This is a genomic window from Candidatus Neptunochlamydia vexilliferae, from assembly GCF_015356785.1.
Taxonomy (GTDB): domain Bacteria; phylum Chlamydiota; class Chlamydiia; order Chlamydiales; family Simkaniaceae; genus Neptunichlamydia; species Neptunichlamydia vexilliferae.
Window position 1 is genome coordinate 17277 of record NZ_JAAEJV010000002.1, and the last position, 16293, is coordinate 33569.

Annotated in this window: 19 protein-coding genes; 9 read left to right on the top strand and 10 right to left on the bottom strand. The window is 47.4% G+C overall.

The genetic code is table 11. The annotated features are described in order from the left end of the window. Positions 1-369, top strand: a complete 369-nt coding sequence (locus NEPTK9_RS00640) for a hypothetical protein (protein WP_194846897.1) — start codon at positions 1-3, stop codon at positions 367-369. Between the two features lie 40 nt (positions 370-409). On the opposite strand, the gene NEPTK9_RS00645 is transcribed toward NEPTK9_RS00640, so the two are convergent. The 4 genes from NEPTK9_RS00645 to ruvB all read right to left on the bottom strand — a co-directional run bounded on the left by NEPTK9_RS00645 (position 410) and on the right by ruvB (position 3896). Beyond that, positions 410-1057, bottom strand: coding sequence for a hypothetical protein (locus tag NEPTK9_RS00645; RefSeq protein ID WP_194846898.1), 648 nt, complete (start codon positions 1055-1057; stop codon positions 410-412). Positions 1058-1150: 93 nt separating this feature from the next. Then, a complete protein-coding gene (locus tag NEPTK9_RS00650; protein WP_194846899.1) occupies positions 1151-1522 on the bottom strand; it encodes a UbiA prenyltransferase family protein in 372 nt (123 codons plus the stop codon). A 1-nt stretch (position 1523) separates the two neighbouring features. Then, a complete protein-coding gene (locus tag NEPTK9_RS00655; RefSeq protein WP_194846900.1) occupies positions 1524-2741 on the bottom strand; it encodes a SpoIID/LytB domain-containing protein in 1218 nt (405 codons plus the stop codon). 162 nt (positions 2742-2903) lie between these two features. After that, positions 2904-3896 carry a Holliday junction branch migration DNA helicase RuvB gene (ruvB, locus tag NEPTK9_RS00660; RefSeq protein ID WP_194846901.1) on the bottom strand — a complete coding sequence of 331 codons (993 nt, stop codon included), beginning with the start codon at positions 3894-3896 and terminating at the stop codon, positions 2904-2906. A 101-nt stretch (positions 3897-3997) separates the two neighbouring features. On the opposite strand from ruvB, the gene dcd reads away from it, so the two are divergent. Genes dcd through NEPTK9_RS00685 form a run of 5 tightly spaced genes read left to right on the top strand, consistent with a single transcriptional unit; the run spans position 3998 to position 8422 of the window. Beyond that, on the top strand, positions 3998-4564 hold the full coding sequence (dcd, locus tag NEPTK9_RS00665) for a dCTP deaminase (RefSeq protein ID WP_194846902.1): 567 nt from the start codon (positions 3998-4000) through the stop codon (positions 4562-4564). Next, complete coding sequence (locus NEPTK9_RS00670; RefSeq protein WP_194846903.1) at positions 4564-4836, top strand: hypothetical protein; 273 nt, start codon at positions 4564-4566, stop codon at positions 4834-4836. The genes dcd and NEPTK9_RS00670 overlap by 1 nt, the downstream gene beginning before the upstream one ends. After that, positions 4833-6080: a hemolysin family protein gene (locus NEPTK9_RS00675; RefSeq protein ID WP_194846904.1), complete on the top strand. Its 1248-nt coding sequence runs from the start codon at positions 4833-4835 to the stop codon at positions 6078-6080. Before NEPTK9_RS00670 ends, NEPTK9_RS00675 begins: the two co-directional genes overlap by 4 nt. After that, positions 6073-7305, top strand: a complete 1233-nt coding sequence (locus tag NEPTK9_RS00680; RefSeq protein WP_194846905.1) for a CNNM domain-containing protein — start codon at positions 6073-6075, stop codon at positions 7303-7305. Before NEPTK9_RS00675 ends, NEPTK9_RS00680 begins: the two co-directional genes overlap by 8 nt. A 58-nt stretch (positions 7306-7363) precedes the next feature. After that, entirely contained in the window at positions 7364-8422 is a 1059-nt protein-coding gene (locus NEPTK9_RS00685; RefSeq protein ID WP_194846906.1) for a hypothetical protein, read from the top strand. On the opposite strand, the gene NEPTK9_RS00690 is transcribed toward NEPTK9_RS00685, so the two are convergent. From NEPTK9_RS00690 to NEPTK9_RS00710, 5 genes are read right to left on the bottom strand one after another with little or no spacing between them, the layout of a single operon-like run. Further along, complete coding sequence (locus NEPTK9_RS00690) at positions 8397-9503, bottom strand: cysteine desulfurase family protein (RefSeq protein ID WP_194846907.1); 1107 nt, start codon at positions 9501-9503, stop codon at positions 8397-8399. The two genes, NEPTK9_RS00685 and NEPTK9_RS00690, sit on opposite strands and share 26 nt — an antisense overlap. Next, a complete protein-coding gene (locus NEPTK9_RS00695) occupies positions 9475-10251 on the bottom strand; it encodes a Stp1/IreP family PP2C-type Ser/Thr phosphatase (protein ID WP_194846908.1) in 777 nt (258 codons plus the stop codon). Before NEPTK9_RS00695 ends, NEPTK9_RS00690 begins: the two co-directional genes overlap by 29 nt. After that, positions 10248-11444, bottom strand: a complete 1197-nt coding sequence (locus NEPTK9_RS00700; RefSeq protein ID WP_194846909.1) for a serpin family protein — start codon at positions 11442-11444, stop codon at positions 10248-10250. The genes NEPTK9_RS00695 and NEPTK9_RS00700 overlap by 4 nt, the downstream gene beginning before the upstream one ends. Positions 11445-11463: 19 nt before the next feature. After that, entirely contained in the window at positions 11464-12240 is a 777-nt protein-coding gene (locus tag NEPTK9_RS00705) for a CPBP family intramembrane glutamic endopeptidase (RefSeq protein WP_194846910.1), read from the bottom strand. A 46-nt stretch (positions 12241-12286) separates the two neighbouring features. Beyond that, positions 12287-12955: a CT253 family lipoprotein gene (locus tag NEPTK9_RS00710; protein ID WP_194846911.1), complete on the bottom strand. Its 669-nt coding sequence runs from the start codon at positions 12953-12955 to the stop codon at positions 12287-12289. Between the two features lie 197 nt (positions 12956-13152). Between NEPTK9_RS00710 and NEPTK9_RS00715 the strand changes: the two genes are divergently transcribed. Together NEPTK9_RS00715 and NEPTK9_RS00720 are read left to right on the top strand one after the other, a co-directional pair. After that, entirely contained in the window at positions 13153-13425 is a 273-nt protein-coding gene (locus NEPTK9_RS00715) for a type II toxin-antitoxin system RelE/ParE family toxin (protein ID WP_228546937.1), read from the top strand. A gap of 1 nt (position 13426) precedes the next feature. Next, positions 13427-13735, top strand: a complete 309-nt coding sequence (locus NEPTK9_RS00720) for an addiction module antidote protein (RefSeq protein WP_194846912.1) — start codon at positions 13427-13429, stop codon at positions 13733-13735. Here NEPTK9_RS00720 and NEPTK9_RS00725 read toward each other — a convergent pair. Continuing rightward, a complete protein-coding gene (locus NEPTK9_RS00725; protein WP_194846913.1) occupies positions 13732-15429 on the bottom strand; it encodes a glycogen debranching protein in 1698 nt (565 codons plus the stop codon). The two genes, NEPTK9_RS00720 and NEPTK9_RS00725, sit on opposite strands and share 4 nt — an antisense overlap. Before the next feature lie 167 nt (positions 15430-15596). Here NEPTK9_RS00725 and NEPTK9_RS00730 point away from each other — a divergent pair, with 167 nt between their 5' ends. Then, positions 15597-16157 (top strand): CesT family type III secretion system chaperone, encoded by a 561-nt coding sequence (locus NEPTK9_RS00730; RefSeq protein WP_194846914.1) that lies wholly within the window; start codon positions 15597-15599, stop codon positions 16155-16157. Positions 16158-16293 lie beyond the last annotated feature (136 nt).

Sequence of the window (16293 nt, forward strand, 5' to 3'; positions counted from 1 at the left end):
ATGTCTACCACTACTAGAGTTACACAATGGTATTTTTCGGTTGGAGTTGCTAATACAGTAAACGCTCGCCTTATTTTTGAAAGAGAAGAAGAGCAACTCCAAGCAAGGCTAGAACTGCTTACGAATGAACTATGGGAGAAAACCAAGATCATCATTCCTGTAAGCAACATGGAGGTTGACCGAGTCAGCTTTGCTGAGAAAGCAAGAATCGTAATCGATACCAAGCAATGCTATCAGGGCAAGGAAGAGCAAATGGATAGCCTAAGCCTCGATGAGCAAAAAGCCATTCTTGATAAACTTGAGCCAAATGGTCTTTTTCGCATTTCAGCTGATTTAAAAGAGAGAAGTTTAAGGATCTTTATTCCCTGATGGTCCCCATTAGTTGCTTGGCAACGAAGGTGGTCCAGGCTCAGTTGAAGTAAACCTTTATCTCGTTTCTATGCCCATCAAAAACGCGTGGAAAACTGGCTATATCAGAGTGGTCTGCAATAACCTGCTCTAAATTTTCCAATTCATTGACTTCTTTTGGAATAATTGTCATTTTTGATCCCATTAAATCTAAATACTTTATTTTATTTAGATGATTCTTATTTTTTTGTATTAATTCACGGATCTGCTTGGCTTCCTTGCTTTCTTGATTTTGGTCCTCCAAAAGAGGTCGAAGATGGTCGTTCCAGAATATACTTAAATTAGTATCCATCCAAGCGTCGATGTTTTCCTTGATATAAGCACTTAGCTTAATAAGCTGGGAGAATGCTATGTCTAAATCTCTAAATTGTTCCTTGCTTTTGGCAAGTTTTTTTATTTCGTTGTCAAAATAAAACGATTCAGTTAGGTGGGTATACAGATTTTCTAAGTTTGTTTTGCCTAAATTTTCTATAGAGAAAAAAGGCGTTATATTACCTTTGTCTATATCGGCAATTGCTAGTTTCAACCTTGTTGAGGGGAGATGTTTGTAAATGGTTTTGAGGTTCTCTTGAATTGCTTTCTTATTTGTAATAGAAGGACTATAAACTAGGTGGGTTTTTTTGGTGGCATTTATTGATGAGCATGACATTTTGGGCCTCCTAAGCTAATAAACAAAGGTTATACTACTTTGCTTATTGACTTTTTATCAATAAAAAACTTGCGCGTTTTTTTTGTTTGGCACCTATTTTTCTTCATCATTGGTGTCGACTTCGATCGTGTTGTCATCATTGCCGGCACTCTCTTCTTTGGAGACCGTGGTGACCCACTCCTTGCAGAGGATGTAGACCGCTGCCATGATGAAGAGGACGGGAAGGAGAACCTTCCACGAGATGTTAAACTGGGCGATGATGAAAAAGCCGACGAAGACAAAGAGGGTGAGGAAGGCGTCGCTTAACCGTCCCCAGAGGAACTGCTTGAGCGCTAGGGGCACTCCAATGACAAGCATAATCGCCGGCCACCAGGACTCGGTGAAGAAGATAATGGCCAGCCCGATCAAAAGGAGGGCAGACGAAAGGGCTTTGGCTTTGTTTTTTGCAATCAGTGGTTTTTTCATATTACCTATGGAGGAGTCTATGTTTTTTCTTCTCTACTTTTTTCCTTTTGGGGGAGACAAAAGAGCTTTTCTTCTCGGAGATGATCGCTTCAGGATAAGCGCGCATCTTCTCGACTTGAGTGCTGGGGAAAAACTCGGCAAGGATCTTAGGGGCATCGTCACCCCGCTCTGCCATTTGCTTGGCGCTATAGAGGCAAAGGCCCACCCCTGGTCCCACGCCATACCCTTCGAAGATCGCGATGTTTCCCTTGATGCTCACGTTAAAGTCGTTACTTTTGAGCTTATCGGCGCCGATAGCCTCTTGCAAGGTGGTAAAGTCGATGTTTTCCTCATGACTTCCGTCGTGGAGGCGGGTGGCGTAGACTTTGCCTGAGGGGTGGTCGACAAAAAGATCAATCCCTGTCACCCGGTTGGTTTTGACCACTTTGGCAAGCTCTTGCGTTTCGATGGTGAGCGACCAGTGGCTATCTTGTCGCCCTTTTCCAACGTAAGGGGATGCGACACCTGCAGGGGTGGTGGTATTTTTTCGGAAAATCGAAGAGTAGCTGGCCGTTTTTCCAGCGCAGTTTTCGGTCCAGGAGCTGGGAAAAGGTTGCTCTTCAAAGGTCATCACTAGGTGGCGGGTGTTGTCAACGGCCCGGTCAACCCCAATGTTTTGAAGGGTAAGCCCCATTCCCGAATAGCCCACAGCGTCGGCTGTGACGTGCCAAAAACTCTCATAGTTTAAAAGGGCCCGGTAATAGGCATCGGTCCGAGCGATGATCGCGAGAGCATCCATGACGTTGATGGGGAGGTTTTCCCCGACCTTTTCTGAGAGGGTGGCCTTGACATAGCTTTCGACATCGACTTCGTTAATGACACTGAGCTTTCCCTCGACGTGGTAGATTTCGATGGCTCCTCGGTATTGGACGCCGTCCACTAGGAAAGTGGTGTTGGCACTTGTCGGAACCACTTGAAGTTGGAAAATCCCTAGGAAATTTTCACCCCACTTGATCCCTTCTTCATGGGGGTAGAGGTAAAACCGCTTGCCCCACCGTCCCGAGCTTACCCGCTTTCCATTTTCAGGATTGTAAACGGCAAAGGGGCCCCGCGCTTCTAAGAGGATCCCTTCCGACTCTTTCTCAAGAAGGACCTTGATCGTTGCAGGTTTTTCCTCCTGTGGAGCTGGCGCACAAAAAGCGAAAATGGGGAGGATAAAAAGAAATAGAAATTGTTTCATGAACCTATCCATAAGTTACAATGCTCTTAATTTTGAATTGATTTCTAGCAGATTTTTGGAAACTGATTTGAGGACATTGTCCACAAGACAAGGCCGAGAAATCAGCTTCCAAAAAGCGGCAGAAAGCATCGAAAGGAAGGGTATTGGAATTTGTGGATAGGCTCATATTTTTCCTAAGTGTTGGTAAGCAAGTTTTGTTGCCTCTCTTCCTCGTTGGGTTCTCTTCAGAAGTCCCTGCATGATAAGGAAGGGTTCGTTCACCTCTTCAAGGGTTGTTGCCTCTTCTCCAAGGGCGGTTGCAATCGTGCTGATGCCGACCGGGCCTCCCTGGTGATGGTCGATAATGTGTTCTAACATCCGCTTGTCCATCTCGTCAAGGCCACGGAAGTCGATGTCGAGCATCTCAAGAGCGGTCCGTGTGGCGATTTTATCGAGCTTATTGTCGTTACGCATCTGGGCATAGTCACGGACCCACTTGAGAAGGTTATTGGCAATCCGTGGGGTTCCGCGCGCGCGGCGGGCAATTTCAAAGATCGATTCGCTATTAATTTCAACGCTAAGGATCGATGAGGAGCGGGAAAGGATCTCTGAAACGATATCGCTATCGTAGTAGTTGAGGCGGCAGTTAAAACCAAAGCGGGAGCGTAAAGGGGCGCTTAAGAGGCCCATCCGCGTTGTTGCCCCTACCAAGGTAAAGGGGTTGAGCTTGACCTGGACGCTGCGGGCTTGAGGGCCAGAGTCAAGGAGGAGGTCGAGGGTAAAGTCTTCCATCGCCGGATAGAGGTACTCTTCAACCGTCTTATTCAAGCGGTGAATCTCATCGATAAAGAGGATGTCCCCTTCCTTTAAATTGGTTAAAATTCCTGCCAAGTCAGCAGGCTTTTCTATGGTAGGGCCTGAGGTCGTGATGAGGCTCGTTCCCATCTCGCAGGCAACGATATTTGCAAGGGTTGTTTTCCCCAGTCCTGGAGGGCCGCAGAATAAAGAGTGGCCTAAAGCTTCGCCTCGCTGCTTAGCAGCGCCGATGAAAACTTCGAGTTTCTCTTTTACAGCAGGTTGCCCAACAAAGTCTTTTAAGGATTGGGGACGGAGCGTTTGCTCAAGTTTTTGATCTCTCTTTGTCCAGGAGGATTCTACAAAAGGTGGTTTTGTCATAATGCGGTCAATATTTTATCTGGGTTCATATGAGAAAATAGTAGCAGGAAAAGGATTTCAAGCGCTATAAAAAAGAGAAAAAATCTAACCAAGGGATACGGATGAGTTTGCGAGAAGATAAATGGATTAGACAAATGGCCCTCGAAGAGGGGATGATCGAACCTTTCGTTGATTCTCAAGTGAGAAGTGTCGAAGACCGAAAAATTGTCAGCTATGGGCTATCGAGTTATGGGTATGATGTACGTGTAGGGAACCGCTTTAAAGTGTTTACCAACGTTCATAATTCGATCGTCGATCCGAAAAATTTTACCGAAGATGCCTTTGTCGACATCGAGGGAGATGCTTGCATCATTCCTCCCAACTCCTTTGCTTTGGCATCGACCGTTGAATACTTCCGCATTCCCCGAAATTGTCTCACCATTTGCCTAGGGAAATCGACCTATGCCCGCTGCGGAATCATCGTCAACGTCACCCCTTTCGAGCCTGAGTGGGAAGGACATGTCACCATTGAGATTTCAAACACCACCCCCCTCCCGGCTAAAATTTATGCCAATGAGGGGATTGCCCAGGTCCTTTTCTTTGAGGCTAAGCAGTTGTGTGAAATTTCTTATGCAGACCGGGCAGGAAAGTATATGAAGCAGCGTGGGATCACTGTCCCAACCATGTAATGAAAACGCTCCTTAGAAACTGGTGGGTGATCGCCTTTATCTCAATGGTATGGGCGGTCTATGTTCAGGCGATTCATAAGAAAAACCGGGACCTTGCGATCCTAAAAGAAAAAGTAGAGCGATTGACCTTGGCAAAAGAGCGAGCTCTCGAAGAAAAAGAGGAACTTCTTTTAAGGATGGAAGCAGGGGAAGACCCCGAGTGGCTCGAGCTCGTGCTAAAAGAAAAGCTCGGTGTCGTTGCTGAAAAAGAGCGCAAAGTGGTATTTGAATGACCTTTCTCATTATCCTCTTAGCTGTTCTGATCTTTACCTCTGGTTTTCTATCCGCTTCAGAAACGGCCCTTTTTTCCCTCTCATCGATGAAGGTGCGGGCCTTCCGCCAAGGGGAAGATAAGAGGGGACATCTTATTGCCCGTCTCCTCTCTCAGCCTCGCAAACTCCTTGTCACCATCCTTATGCTCAACGTGGTGATGAACATCCTTGTTCAAAACGTGGTTTCGGGCCTTTTTGGCTCCCTGACTAGTTGGACGCTCACCGTAGGTATTCCCCTCCTCCTCACCCTCATCTTTGGAGAGGTGATCCCCAAGTCGATCGCCTATCCGAAAAACACCTGGATCGCCTACCAAGCCGCCCCCTTCCTGCGAGGGGTTGAGTGGCTCTTAAAACCGCTCCGCGATGCCATTACGTGGGTCACCACCTGGATCTCTAAGTTCTTTTTCTTTTACCTTAGGCGCGAAAAAGAGATTGCTATCGAAGAGCTCAAACTCGCGCTCCGTACCTCCCAAGAAAAGGGGGCGGTGACCACCGAAGAGGCAAAACTTGTCCGCGGCTATCTCAACCTGGAGGAAGACCTTGTTAAAGAGCTCATGTGTCCAAGAAATGAAGTCCTCTTTTTCGATATTAACCGCCCCCTAGAAGAGCTCATCCACCTCTTTGTCGATGAAGAGTGTACCCGGATTCCTGTGTGTAATGGAGATCTAGAAAATGTCTTAGGGATCATGACGAGTGGCAGCTTTTTCCTCCATCGGGACCGCTTTAAAAGGACTCATGACATCGTCCCTTTCCTTCGCAAGCCCCACTTTGTTCCCGAGTCGATGCTGAGCCGGGCCCTTCTCAAACAGTTTTACAAACTCGAAGAGACCCTCGTCATGGTGGTTGACGAATATGGCTCCATCTCAGGGCTGATCACCCTAGAGGATCTCGTTGAAACGGTTGTGGGTCAAATCGTCGATCGGCGCGATGAAAAAAGTCACTACACCCGCCCTTCAGAAGAGATCGTTATCGCTAGTGGAAAACTCGAGCTCATCGAGTTTGAAGAGATCTTCGACTACCACTTAGAGAGTCCCAATAACATGGCAACGATCGGGGGGTGGCTCACCGAAGAGCTTGGGGACATTCCCAAAAGTGGAACCAAGATCGAGCGGCACGGATTTCTCTTCCATGTCCTTGCCTCCGATGTCAACCGGGTCCGCCGCGTTTACATCCGTCGCCTCAAAGGGATAAAAAAGCATGAGTGAATGGACCTTTTTCCTCCTCCTTGTGATCGCCTCGCTCATTGTGCAAGGGTTTTACTCGATGCTTGAGATGGCCTCGGTCTCTTTTAACCGGGTCCGCCTCCAATTTTATGTCAGCCAAGGGAATCGGCGGGCCAAGTGGCTCTCTTCCCTTCTGAATAACCCCACCCGCCTTTTTGGAACGACCCTTATCGGTGTCAATGCCGCCATGCAGTTTGGTTCCGAGTGTGCCCGCCGCTTTTATGCCGCCCTCGAGCTCAGCCCCGACTGGGCCCCCATCTCCCAGATCTTTGTTGTCCTCATCTTTGCCGAACTCTCCCCCATGTTTGCCGCCCGCCGCTACGCTGAAAACGTCTGCATGCTCGGGATCCCCATCCTCTATCTCACCTCCTTTATCCTCCGCCCCATTATCTTCCTCCTCGATCTTCTATGCCGCTTCCTCAACTTTGTCTTTGGCGTGAAAACCCGCTCCGGCCTCTACCTCTCACGAGAAGAGCTTCAAAAAGCGATCGAAGAAAGGGATGATAGCCCGAAAGAAAAGCTCGACCCTGTCCTCATGAATATCTTTTCCCTCAAAAACAAAACGGCCAAAGATCTCATGGATCCTTTAGGGGAGATGAAAACCCTCCCTGCCCAAGAAACGGTCGCTGCCCTGAAAAAGCGGCTTGGCCTTCAGCCCTTTCCCTTCGTCCCTCTCTACCATAAAAACCCGAAAAACATCGTTGCCATTGCCTATCCCCGCGACCTCCTCCGCCTTCCTGACGAAACCCCCTTACGCTCCCACGCCCGCTCTCCTTGGTTCATCACTGAGAAAAATACCATTCTCGATATCCTTAAAGAGTTTCGCAGCAACAACCAAAGCCTTGCCATTGTCCTCAGCGAGCGAGGCCAAGCGATCGGCACCCTCACCCTTGACGCCGTTGTTGATGAAATCTTTGGAGAAAGGGATGACTGGATCTCCTTTGGGGAGTATGCCCCCGAGATACGAAAAAAAATCCTTGTTGACCGCTCCTTTCCTGGAAGTACTCCCGTTGTCAACATCAACCAGTGGCTCGCTATCGACCTCCCCATTTCCAAAGAGGGAGCGACTCTCGAAGATCTCATGGAAAAAGAGATGGGTCACCGCCCCGACCGGGGCGACGCCATCCGCATCGAGGCTTTCGAGCTCTCCGTAGAGGAGAGCTCACTGATTGCCGGCCGCACCATCCTCATTCGTTCTTTAAATTAGATATTCCTATTAAATGGATAGTATGTGATAATCACTCGGTAAATAACCGGAAAATCTCATGTCAAGTATTTCACCTATTAATAACTTCTCTTGTCCTAACCCGTCTTCCCTTAACTTAGTCGAGGAGATAAAAACCCTTTCGAAGGACAAGTTGATTGAAAAGGCAAAAAAGAATTATAGCAAGTTTCATCAAGTGGATAACCTTTTGCCCGATTTGATTTCAGAAGGGTTGTACTCTAAGGCCCAAATTTTAATAGAAAAGATCCAATTAGTACCCATCGTAGATAAGATAAAAGGTTGGTCACCTTTACACTATTTAGCAGATACTGTTGGTGCAAATGATGAGAATATTGAAGAGGCCTTAAAGCTTGCTAAATACCTTTGCAAAGAACAGTTAATATTAGTTGCTTTCAGTGGAAAAGGTAGCCTTCACAACGTTTTAGATCTTTGTAACAATGAGACGCTAAAAAATTGTATCTCCGGCCTTTTCAGAAAAAGGTGGAAGGAGAATCCTGATGAGCAGATAAGATCCCTCTTAAGGTTTGCCATTGAGAAAGGGCTGACTTCAATTAGCTTGCAAAATTTTGTTAAAAATATAGACAACGAAGCCGAGCTTTTTAAATACTTATGCTCGATTCATCCAAAAACCAAGAATGAAAAAGAAAATATAAAAGGAATTAGTGCCCTTTTTATTAAGCACCATACGATTTCTCTGCCTTTGTTAAATAAAGCTTTAAATTGCTGTGACGATCAAGAAATACAAGTCTTTATTGCTAATAAATTTGGAGAAAAAAATAAAGATCTTTTCCCTTCATCAAGCACAAATGGAAAAAAGCTCCATTTAAACAGGACAGATACTAGGGATGTATTGAAATTTTTTCAAAGCAAATTAAATAAAGAACAGACAAGCAAAGGCAAACAACATCAGAGATTTAGATGTTCTAAAAGCAAGTCTTTCCCTTCTGTCTCTTTTAACTCACCCTCCAACCAAAAAATTAAGGGCGATGAAGGACCAATGATTAATAAGACTCAGATGATAGCCCTTTTAGTTTTACTGGGGTTAGTAGCCTTGGGGATTTGGCGCTGGAAGGCTATATCTGCAAGAAAGGCATCCTAAGCCTTTTGACGAGAGAAGCGACCGTTTCGGTCGCTTTTTTTATTTCCTCAGGGGTGTTCATCCTTGAAAAGGAAAAGCGCAAAGAGGAGGCAGCACGTTCTTTGGAGTAGCCCATGCCGAGGAGGATGCGGGAAGGCTCAAGGGCGCCAGAGGCGCATGCCGAGGCGTGGGAAGCGGCGATCCCTTCCATATCGAGGGCAATGAGGAGCGACTCTCCTTCGACTCCAGGAAAGTAGAGGTTGCTGGTATTGGCAATTCGAGGGCCATCCCCATTAATTTCTAGGTCAGGGATCTCTCGCAGGAGCTCTGACTCAAAAAGCTTTCTGAGTGACTGGAGGTAGGGGAAGGGATTTTCCTCTGTCAGTAGCTCGATGGCGCGGGTCACTCCGACAATGGCGGGGAGGTTTTCGGTGCCGCCGCGCAAGTTTTTTTCTTGGCCACCGCCGGTGATCAGGGGAGTTAACGGTGTCCCTGTGCGAAGATAGATAAAACCGACCCCTTTCGGGCCATGAAATTTGTGAGCCGAAAAGGCCATGCCGGTCACCCCATCGGGAATGGTGAAGGGCTCTTTACCTAGAAGGGCGACGCTATCGACGATGAAGGGAATACCGGCCCGTTTGGCAAGGGAGGCCCACGTTTCGAGGTCGATCTTAACACCGGTTTCGCTATTGACGGCAGAAAGGATCAGAAGGGTTGCCCCTGCGGGAAGGGTTGTTGGATAGGGAGCGCCGTGAGTATCAACGGGGAGGGTGGTCACCTGGGCACTTAAACTTTCCACGGTATGGTGAATGGCGGCATGTTCGATGGCGGTGGTGACGATGTGGCGGGTATCGAGGCCGCGGATGAGGAGGTTGAGCCCTTCGGTGCCACCAGAGGTGAAAAGGATTTCACTCGATTTGACCCCTAAGCAATTGGCAATTGTACTGCGACTTTGTGACAAGACCTTTTTCCCTTCTTGTCCAAAGGAGTGGAAGCTGGAGGGGTTATGAGGCAAGGCAGCAAGCTCCGCGATCATCGCATCTAGGACGGTGGGATCAAGCGGTGTTGTGGCATTATTGTCGAGATAGATTCTCTTTTTCATTAGCTTTGATTGTTACGACAGTGACGTTGTCGTGACCCCCCTCTTGTTTGGCTCTTTCGACGAGCTGAGTCGTAGCACTTTTGATATCCTTGGCATTTTTTAAAATCTCAGCGATCTCTTTGTCGCTCACCTGGTCGGTGAGACCGTCGCTGCAGACCAAGTATATATCATTGGTCATTACGGGGGCAATATGGATTTCGGCTTCGACATCGTTTTGGGTGCCGATCGCCCGTGTTAAGACATTTTTAGGGAGCTTTTCTAATTCTTCTTTAGAGACTTGCCCTTGAGCAAGCATCTCATTGGATAGGGAGTGATCGAGGGTGAGCTGTTCGAGGGTTCCACCTCGGAGGCGGTAAACGCGGCTATCGCCCACATGGCCATATATGAGGGAGCGCTCGTGGAAGAGGAGGGTGCAGAGGGTGGTTCCCATCCCTTGGTAATCCCTTTTTTTAGTCCCGAGGTGGTGGACCCAGCTATTGGCATTTTCAATGCAAAGCTTGCTAAAAGAGGAAAGATCAAAAATATCCCACTCTTTTTCCCTTGAGATGAAGAGTTCTTCGATCGAGGCGGAGACGAATCGGACCGCCTCTTTGGCAGCGATTTCTCCAGCATTGTGTCCTCCCATCCCGTCGGCCAAAGCAAAAAAGGCATGCTCCTTCATGTTGAGGAAGATATCTTCGTTATTTTTCCGCACAAGACCGACATCGCTTATGCCATAAGAAGTCAGAGAAAAGGCGCAACGATTCATGGTTTTTTCAAGACCTCCATGATTCCTGTTTGGGTTGGGTTTAAACACTCTCCTAAGGTGAGGAGAAGCTTTGAATCAAAGTCATAGATGGCATACAGAAAAGGGCGATTGACCTCTACTGAAAGGTCAGCTGCTTCTTTTTCCAAGCTAAAGGCGCTACTGGGTGCTGCCGTTGCGAAAATGCCCCCCTCATCGATTGAGAGGACACTTTCATGAAAGGCTTTGCTAATCCGAAGATCTTTTTTTCCGTCGATTCCCAAAAAGTCGGCCTCTTTCGTGAGGGCATCTCGGATCCCCAACGTTTGCAGTAACGGGGTAAGGTTGAGCTTGTGACTGATGATGAACTTGGGAAGGGTGAGCTCAATAGACCGTTTTTGGAGCTTGTTTAAGTAGGCCAAAAAGTCTTCAGGGGCTTTCTCATCTTGAGCGTAGAAAAAGTTGTAGAGCTCCCCTTTTTCCTTGGGGAGGAAGAGGACAAACGCGAGGCGGGCATTGATGTTTTCTAAGGGGAGGGCAACAATCTGACTCTTTTCATCTTCGAAGTAGTAGAGGGGAGCGATCTGTTTCATCATGGGGCACTGAATCGTCTCTCCACCTGCTGTTTGAAAGGGGCGAGAGCCCGTATTTTGAGTGGGGAAGGGACTTTCCCAATTGCCGACGATAAAGAGGCTGTTGAGAAGGAGCATTTTTGCGCTCCGAGGGATCTCAGAGGGAGAAAGGAAGTGGGCAATTTTTTGATAGGAGCGGTCGTAGACCCATTGATTAATCTCTCCAACAGCAGCGCCAGGCCTTTCGAAGTTGATATTGCGGATCTCTCCTTCAAAGTCTTTTTTGATGACACTTTTGTAAGAGGAAAGGACATTTGTCCCAACAGGAACCCAGAGGCTGTTTCCCACCCGGAGCTTTTGAGCCCCTTGCATCAGTTTGCCCACAAGAGCTTGGTAAGCAGGGCCCGCTTCTTCTTGAGAAAGGGTGAGGTTAAGCCCCTTTTTGATCTCGGTGGCGGTGGTCCCTTTGGCTCCCACGTAGGTGGTGAGTAAAGAGGCGTTGATCGCTAGAGGGGAGATGACAGTATTTTCATTTCTTTCCATGAGATAGTAAAGAAACATCCCCGTCCGGTTAAAACCTTCGGATAGGTCTCCCCAAAGAGAGCAAGTCAAGAAAAGCGCGGCGCTGATCAGCAGCTGTCGCATGTACCATCCTCAATCAAATTCAAGTTAAAAATATACGCATAACACTTATTGAATTGAATGTCATGTGTAAAGCGATCGGAGCGAGTAAAGAGCGCTGCCTTTCATAGAGGAAGGCGAGGAAAAAAGAAAATGTAAATAAAGAGAAAAGGAGGGGGACGTTGCTCACCCCTTGCTGCGGCGCAAAGTGGAAAATTGCAAAGATGGCGGAGGAGAGGATGAGCGCCCCCACTTTACCCATTTTTTGCCGGAGGTAAGTATAGAGAAAGCCGCGGAAGACGAGCTCTTCAATGACTGGGGCAAGCACCACCATGGCAACAAGGGCGATGACTAAAAGAGAAGGGGAGTCCTTGACCAATTTTAAGAAGAGGACCGCAAGTTGATCCGCCCCCTCTTTTCCTGTGATGATGTAGGTGATAAGCTTGGCCAGTCCTCCCACTGCAAGGGTCATCGGGAAAGCAACAAGCCACGCGACGATCCCTAGCCCAAAGTCTTCAATCAGGCAAGAGAAGCGGGCCCTCGCAGGATGGATCCAAAGGGCCTTTACCGTTTCCCGCTCTTGCATAAAAGAAAAGAAGAAAAGATAAAGAAGGGCAAGGCCTAGGGAGACTATTTGCAAAGTGGTCATCATCACTGCGGGGGAGTCGATAGGGAGGCAGTCCCTTAAGAGGCGGAGGATCAAAGGAGCTCCCAAAAAAAAGATCAGGAGATAGCCGATCAAACCTAAGATGGGGTAGCGGGGTTTTCCACCTGCTGGAGGGAGCGCTTTGAGTCGAAAAAAGTGGAGGCGCTCTGCCAACCATAAAACGGCCACTCCTATAACAACAAGGAAGAATATGTGACCATCACTGGGTCTTGGAGAGAAGAATATAATCCTCGATCCGTTTGGCCACCTCTTTAGCAAACTGAGAGTGAGCGATTCCTAAAGGGGAGACGGTAAACGTGACCCGCTTCCATTTTTCAGGGTTGGGGTCGCTAATATTTAAGGGGCGGGGGATCAAGTGATCCTGATGGACAAACTCCTGGAGGATGACCACAGGTTTTGTCCCTCTTAGGTCGAAAACCCGGATCCGCATTGTTAACGTCAGTTCCGAAGAGGGGGTAATCTTGTCGATGAAGTTACCTTTTGGGGTTTTCCCATGGATATCATGTTCAACAAGCTCGGTGAAGACAACAAACTCTTGCCCTTTAAAGGTCTCCTTGATCCAGTTGATCTCTTTTCCAAACGGGTTATTTTCACGATTCAGTCCCGAGACGATCTCACTTATTTCAAAGGGAGAGGTGAGGTAAAAGTTTTTCCGCTTGACCAAACGACTCCGAAGCTGGTCGGTAAACTCCTCGGAAAGACTCCAGCCAACATTGGCCTCTGAGCGATCAAAAACAGGAGTGAAGGCGACTGAAGGTTTTGCCCGTCCATCGTCGTGGAAGCGGGTGGTGGTTTCGTAGTTCCCTTTCGATGCGCAGCCAAAAAGAAGGGCGCACAAGGTGAAGATAAGACCAAATCGTTTTAACATAAGAGACCTTCTTTGATTAAAAAGTTAAGGATACCCGAATTCCCTTTATGTGGCAATACTACCTATGCCTAAAAAATCTAGTAACGTTAAAATTTAGAGCTTGCGGGAAATGTAGCTTTTATGCTACATTTTATTTAGATGGAAAAAATTGACGTTGAGATTTATACCAATGCTAAAGGTAAGTCCCCATTTGTGAAATGGGTACAGTCTTTAGGTTTAGCAACTCAAGCGATTATAAGCGAATTGCACGCTTAGAAGTAGGGAACTTTGGAGATGCTAAAGCAATAAAAGGATGTCGTGGGCTTTATGAGCTTCGGATCCATATAGGGCCAGGATATAGGATTTACTTTGGAAGGCAGGGGAATATTATGGTGATTTTGTTATCCGGTGGGAAAAAAGGGACTCAACGCCAAGATATTTTAAAAGCAGGAGAATATTGGCAGGATTACTTGGAGAACAACAGAGGGTAATATGGGTAAACGTTCTAGAAGATACAAAGAAGACTATTTATATAAGGAGCTTCAGGATCCTAAAAAAGCTGCAGCCTATCTCAATGAATGCTTAAAAGATGAAGATCCTGCCGTTTTTCTTATTGCTTTGCGTGATGTTATTAAAGCTAATGGGGGAATGTCAAAGCTTGCAGAAGAAATTGAGCGTAATAGAGAGAGTTTATACAGATCTTTTTCAGTCAATGGTAACCCTGGGATCAATACCTTAGTGGATGCGCTAGATGTTTATGGACTTGAAATAAATGTGCAGCCAATGAGACTACACGCTTAAGTGGCAACAAGGAGAATAGCGCTAAAGGGATGGAGTGCGTAAGAGCCGATTGCTTCCTCCTCTTTTTCATGAGGGAGGTGGGTGTCGATCAGGCGGGTCCAGCTTCCTTCAGGAAGGGGGAGAGTCGCATCGCTGGGAAGAGGGTTAAAGGCAACGATCACTTTGTTGTCGATCAGGGCTGCAAGTGGAGTATCACCGAGCCAGATCCAGTCTTTGAGGGGGAGAAACTTTTTCCTAAGAGCGATGAGTTTAGAAGCAAACTGAAAGAGAGGGCGGTTTTTTTCTAGGGCGTCCCAGAGAAAGTAGTTGAGCTGACTATCTTGGGCCCAGGTATTGTTGTTTCCCTCCTTAGTATGGCCATACTCATCTCCCATGAGAAGTATGGGGACTCCCTTGGCAATGAGGAGGGCGAGGAAAAAATTGCGCATCTGCTTCTCTCTTAAGGCAAGGATTTGAGAGTCGTCGGTGGGTCCTTCAGCGCCGCAACTCCAGGAGATATTGTCATCGATCCCGTCACGGTTGTCCTCACCGTTTGCTTCATTGTGCTTGTGGTCATAGGAGACAAGATCGCGGAGGGTAAAGCCATCGTGAATGGTGATAAAGTTATAGCTTTTGTCCGGGTTGTCATAAAAATCGGGCGACCCTTCCAGCCGCTTTTTCACCGCCTCGTAGTCTCCATCGCCCCGGATGAAGTGGCGGAGGGTGTTCCTAAACTGATCGTTCCACTCTCCAAAGTGGTAAGAGGGGAAACAACCCACTTGGTAAAGGCCCGCGGCGTCCCACGTCTCAGCAATGAGACGGGTGGGCCCGAGGATAGGATCACGCTCCAATCTTTTAAGGAGGGGAGGGTTTTCAAGTGGTTCGCCATCGTTGCCTCGTGTGAGGATCGGGGCAAGGTCAAAGCGGAACCCATCGACATGGTACTCGGTGACAAAGTGGCGGAGAGAATCGACGATGAGGTCTTGAACAACGGGGTGATTACAATTTAAGGTATTGCCACATCCCGAGTAGTTCAGATGCTCCCCATCACGCATTAGATAATAGGTTGCGGGATCGATCTCCTCGAAAGGAGCCCCCGTGCCGGTATGGTTATAAACTACATCCAAAATCACTTCGATTCCCGCGGCATGGAGCGTTTTGACTAGAGCCTTAAAATCCTCAGGAGTTCCATACTGAGAAAGAGGGGTAAAGAAGTTTTCTGTTGCATATCCCCAGTAGTTTTTTTGGGGGTCAAAGGTGTGAATGGGAAGGAGTTCAACCCCATTGATTCCAAGCTCTTTGAGGTGGGGGATTTTTTCGATCATCCCGAGGAAAGTTCCCGGTTTCTCGACCCTTGACGAAGGGTCTTTCGTGAGTCCTCCGACGTGCATCTCATAGACCACCAGCTCTTCATCGGGAATCAGGGGGCGCGCATCGTTTTCCCAATCGAAAGGAAGGGGTGGGGTGACCACCCCTCGTGTGGTGAGCCGTTTTGCATAGGGGTCGATCACCTCGACATTTCCAATCCGGTAGGTATACTCATAGGTTTCGGGAAGATCTTCTAAGGTGATACTCCAAATATTCCCTTGTTTTTCCAGGGGAGTTTCAAGGAAGAGAGCCCCTTCCTTAAATAAGCAGAGGGTGAGCGCGGTAATATGGCTCGAATAAAGGGCAAATGTTGTCTTGTTGCCCACCTGTGTAACGCCTAGGACCATGTTTCCCCTTATATTTTGAACACGATTAAAATTAAAGATGTGTTGAATCGTATAGGCGGGTAAGCTATAATTTGGTTTCTGGATGAATTTTTTGGTTGCGCTTTTTACCCAACCCTGTGAAAATCATTTAAAGAATATGTTATGAAACTATTACGGAGGAGACGTAGATGTCACTGCAAAATGCTGAAGCAAACCTAAGAGAGTTTGGAAAGGAACTGAATTTAGAGGGACTGGCTTTTGATGAAAACCACACCTGTATTTTAGGGATTGATAATACCTTTTCCCTTCACCTAACCTATGAGCCGAATTCTGATCGTCTCTATCTTTATTCTCCCATCCTAGATGGACTTCCAAAAGATGATGCAACCCGAGTAAAACTTTGGGAAGCACTTCTTGAAGGATCGATGCTTGGTGGCCAGATGGCTGGAGGAGGCATTGGGGTTGCTTTTAAAGAAGAGCTGATCCTTATGCACTGCGTTGTTGAAATGGGATCGGGCGCGGATGCCTCATCACTTAGACGTTTTGCCCCTCTTTTTGTCGAAGCGGTTGAAAAGTGGCGTGAGCGCGCGAAAAACATCATCGAAGGACGTGACCCAGGAGCGACCGGCTTCCCTGGTGGCATCGATCCGAGCAAGCACCCAATGGGTGGACAGCCTGGACCAGGAGGAGCTCCTGGCGGCAAAGATGATGATCAGCCAAAACCTGGCGATCGCTTCATCAAAATCTAATTCTTTATACTTTTAGTGCTTTGGCGGTTTGTTTTACCTAAACATTCTTCTATAAAACAAATAGAAAACTCCAAAGCACTATAATATAGTCGACACTGAAACACTCCTTGCAAAAGCAAAACCGCGCTTTTTCCCC

Coding starts and splice junctions, on each gene's coding strand:
- NEPTK9_RS00720 (WP_194846912.1), top strand. CDS start 13,427: ATGGGTAAACGTTCTAGAAGATACAAAGAAGACTATTTATATAAGGAG.
- ruvB (WP_194846901.1), bottom strand. CDS start 3,896: ATGACAAAACCACCTTTTGTAGAATCCTCCTGGACAAAGAGAGATCAA.
- NEPTK9_RS00695 (WP_194846908.1), bottom strand. CDS start 10,251: ATGAATCGTTGCGCCTTTTCTCTGACTTCTTATGGCATAAGCGATGTC.
- NEPTK9_RS00640 (WP_194846897.1), top strand. CDS start 1: ATGTCTACCACTACTAGAGTTACACAATGGTATTTTTCGGTTGGAGTT.
- dcd (WP_194846902.1), top strand. CDS start 3,998: ATGAGTTTGCGAGAAGATAAATGGATTAGACAAATGGCCCTCGAAGAG.
- NEPTK9_RS00685 (WP_194846906.1), top strand. CDS start 7,364: ATGTCAAGTATTTCACCTATTAATAACTTCTCTTGTCCTAACCCGTCT.
- NEPTK9_RS00710 (WP_194846911.1), bottom strand. CDS start 12,955: ATGTTAAAACGATTTGGTCTTATCTTCACCTTGTGCGCCCTTCTTTTT.
- NEPTK9_RS00650 (WP_194846899.1), bottom strand. CDS start 1,522: ATGAAAAAACCACTGATTGCAAAAAACAAAGCCAAAGCCCTTTCGTCT.
- NEPTK9_RS00725 (WP_194846913.1), bottom strand. CDS start 15,429: ATGGTCCTAGGCGTTACACAGGTGGGCAACAAGACAACATTTGCCCTT.
- NEPTK9_RS00715 (WP_228546937.1), top strand. CDS start 13,153: ATGGGTACAGTCTTTAGGTTTAGCAACTCAAGCGATTATAAGCGAATT.
- NEPTK9_RS00680 (WP_194846905.1), top strand. CDS start 6,073: ATGAGTGAATGGACCTTTTTCCTCCTCCTTGTGATCGCCTCGCTCATT.
- NEPTK9_RS00690 (WP_194846907.1), bottom strand. CDS start 9,503: ATGAAAAAGAGAATCTATCTCGACAATAATGCCACAACACCGCTTGAT.
- NEPTK9_RS00700 (WP_194846909.1), bottom strand. CDS start 11,444: ATGCGACAGCTGCTGATCAGCGCCGCGCTTTTCTTGACTTGCTCTCTT.
- NEPTK9_RS00645 (WP_194846898.1), bottom strand. CDS start 1,057: ATGTCATGCTCATCAATAAATGCCACCAAAAAAACCCACCTAGTTTAT.
- NEPTK9_RS00675 (WP_194846904.1), top strand. CDS start 4,833: ATGACCTTTCTCATTATCCTCTTAGCTGTTCTGATCTTTACCTCTGGT.
- NEPTK9_RS00655 (WP_194846900.1), bottom strand. CDS start 2,741: ATGAAACAATTTCTATTTCTTTTTATCCTCCCCATTTTCGCTTTTTGT.
- NEPTK9_RS00670 (WP_194846903.1), top strand. CDS start 4,564: ATGAAAACGCTCCTTAGAAACTGGTGGGTGATCGCCTTTATCTCAATG.
- NEPTK9_RS00730 (WP_194846914.1), top strand. CDS start 15,597: ATGTCACTGCAAAATGCTGAAGCAAACCTAAGAGAGTTTGGAAAGGAA.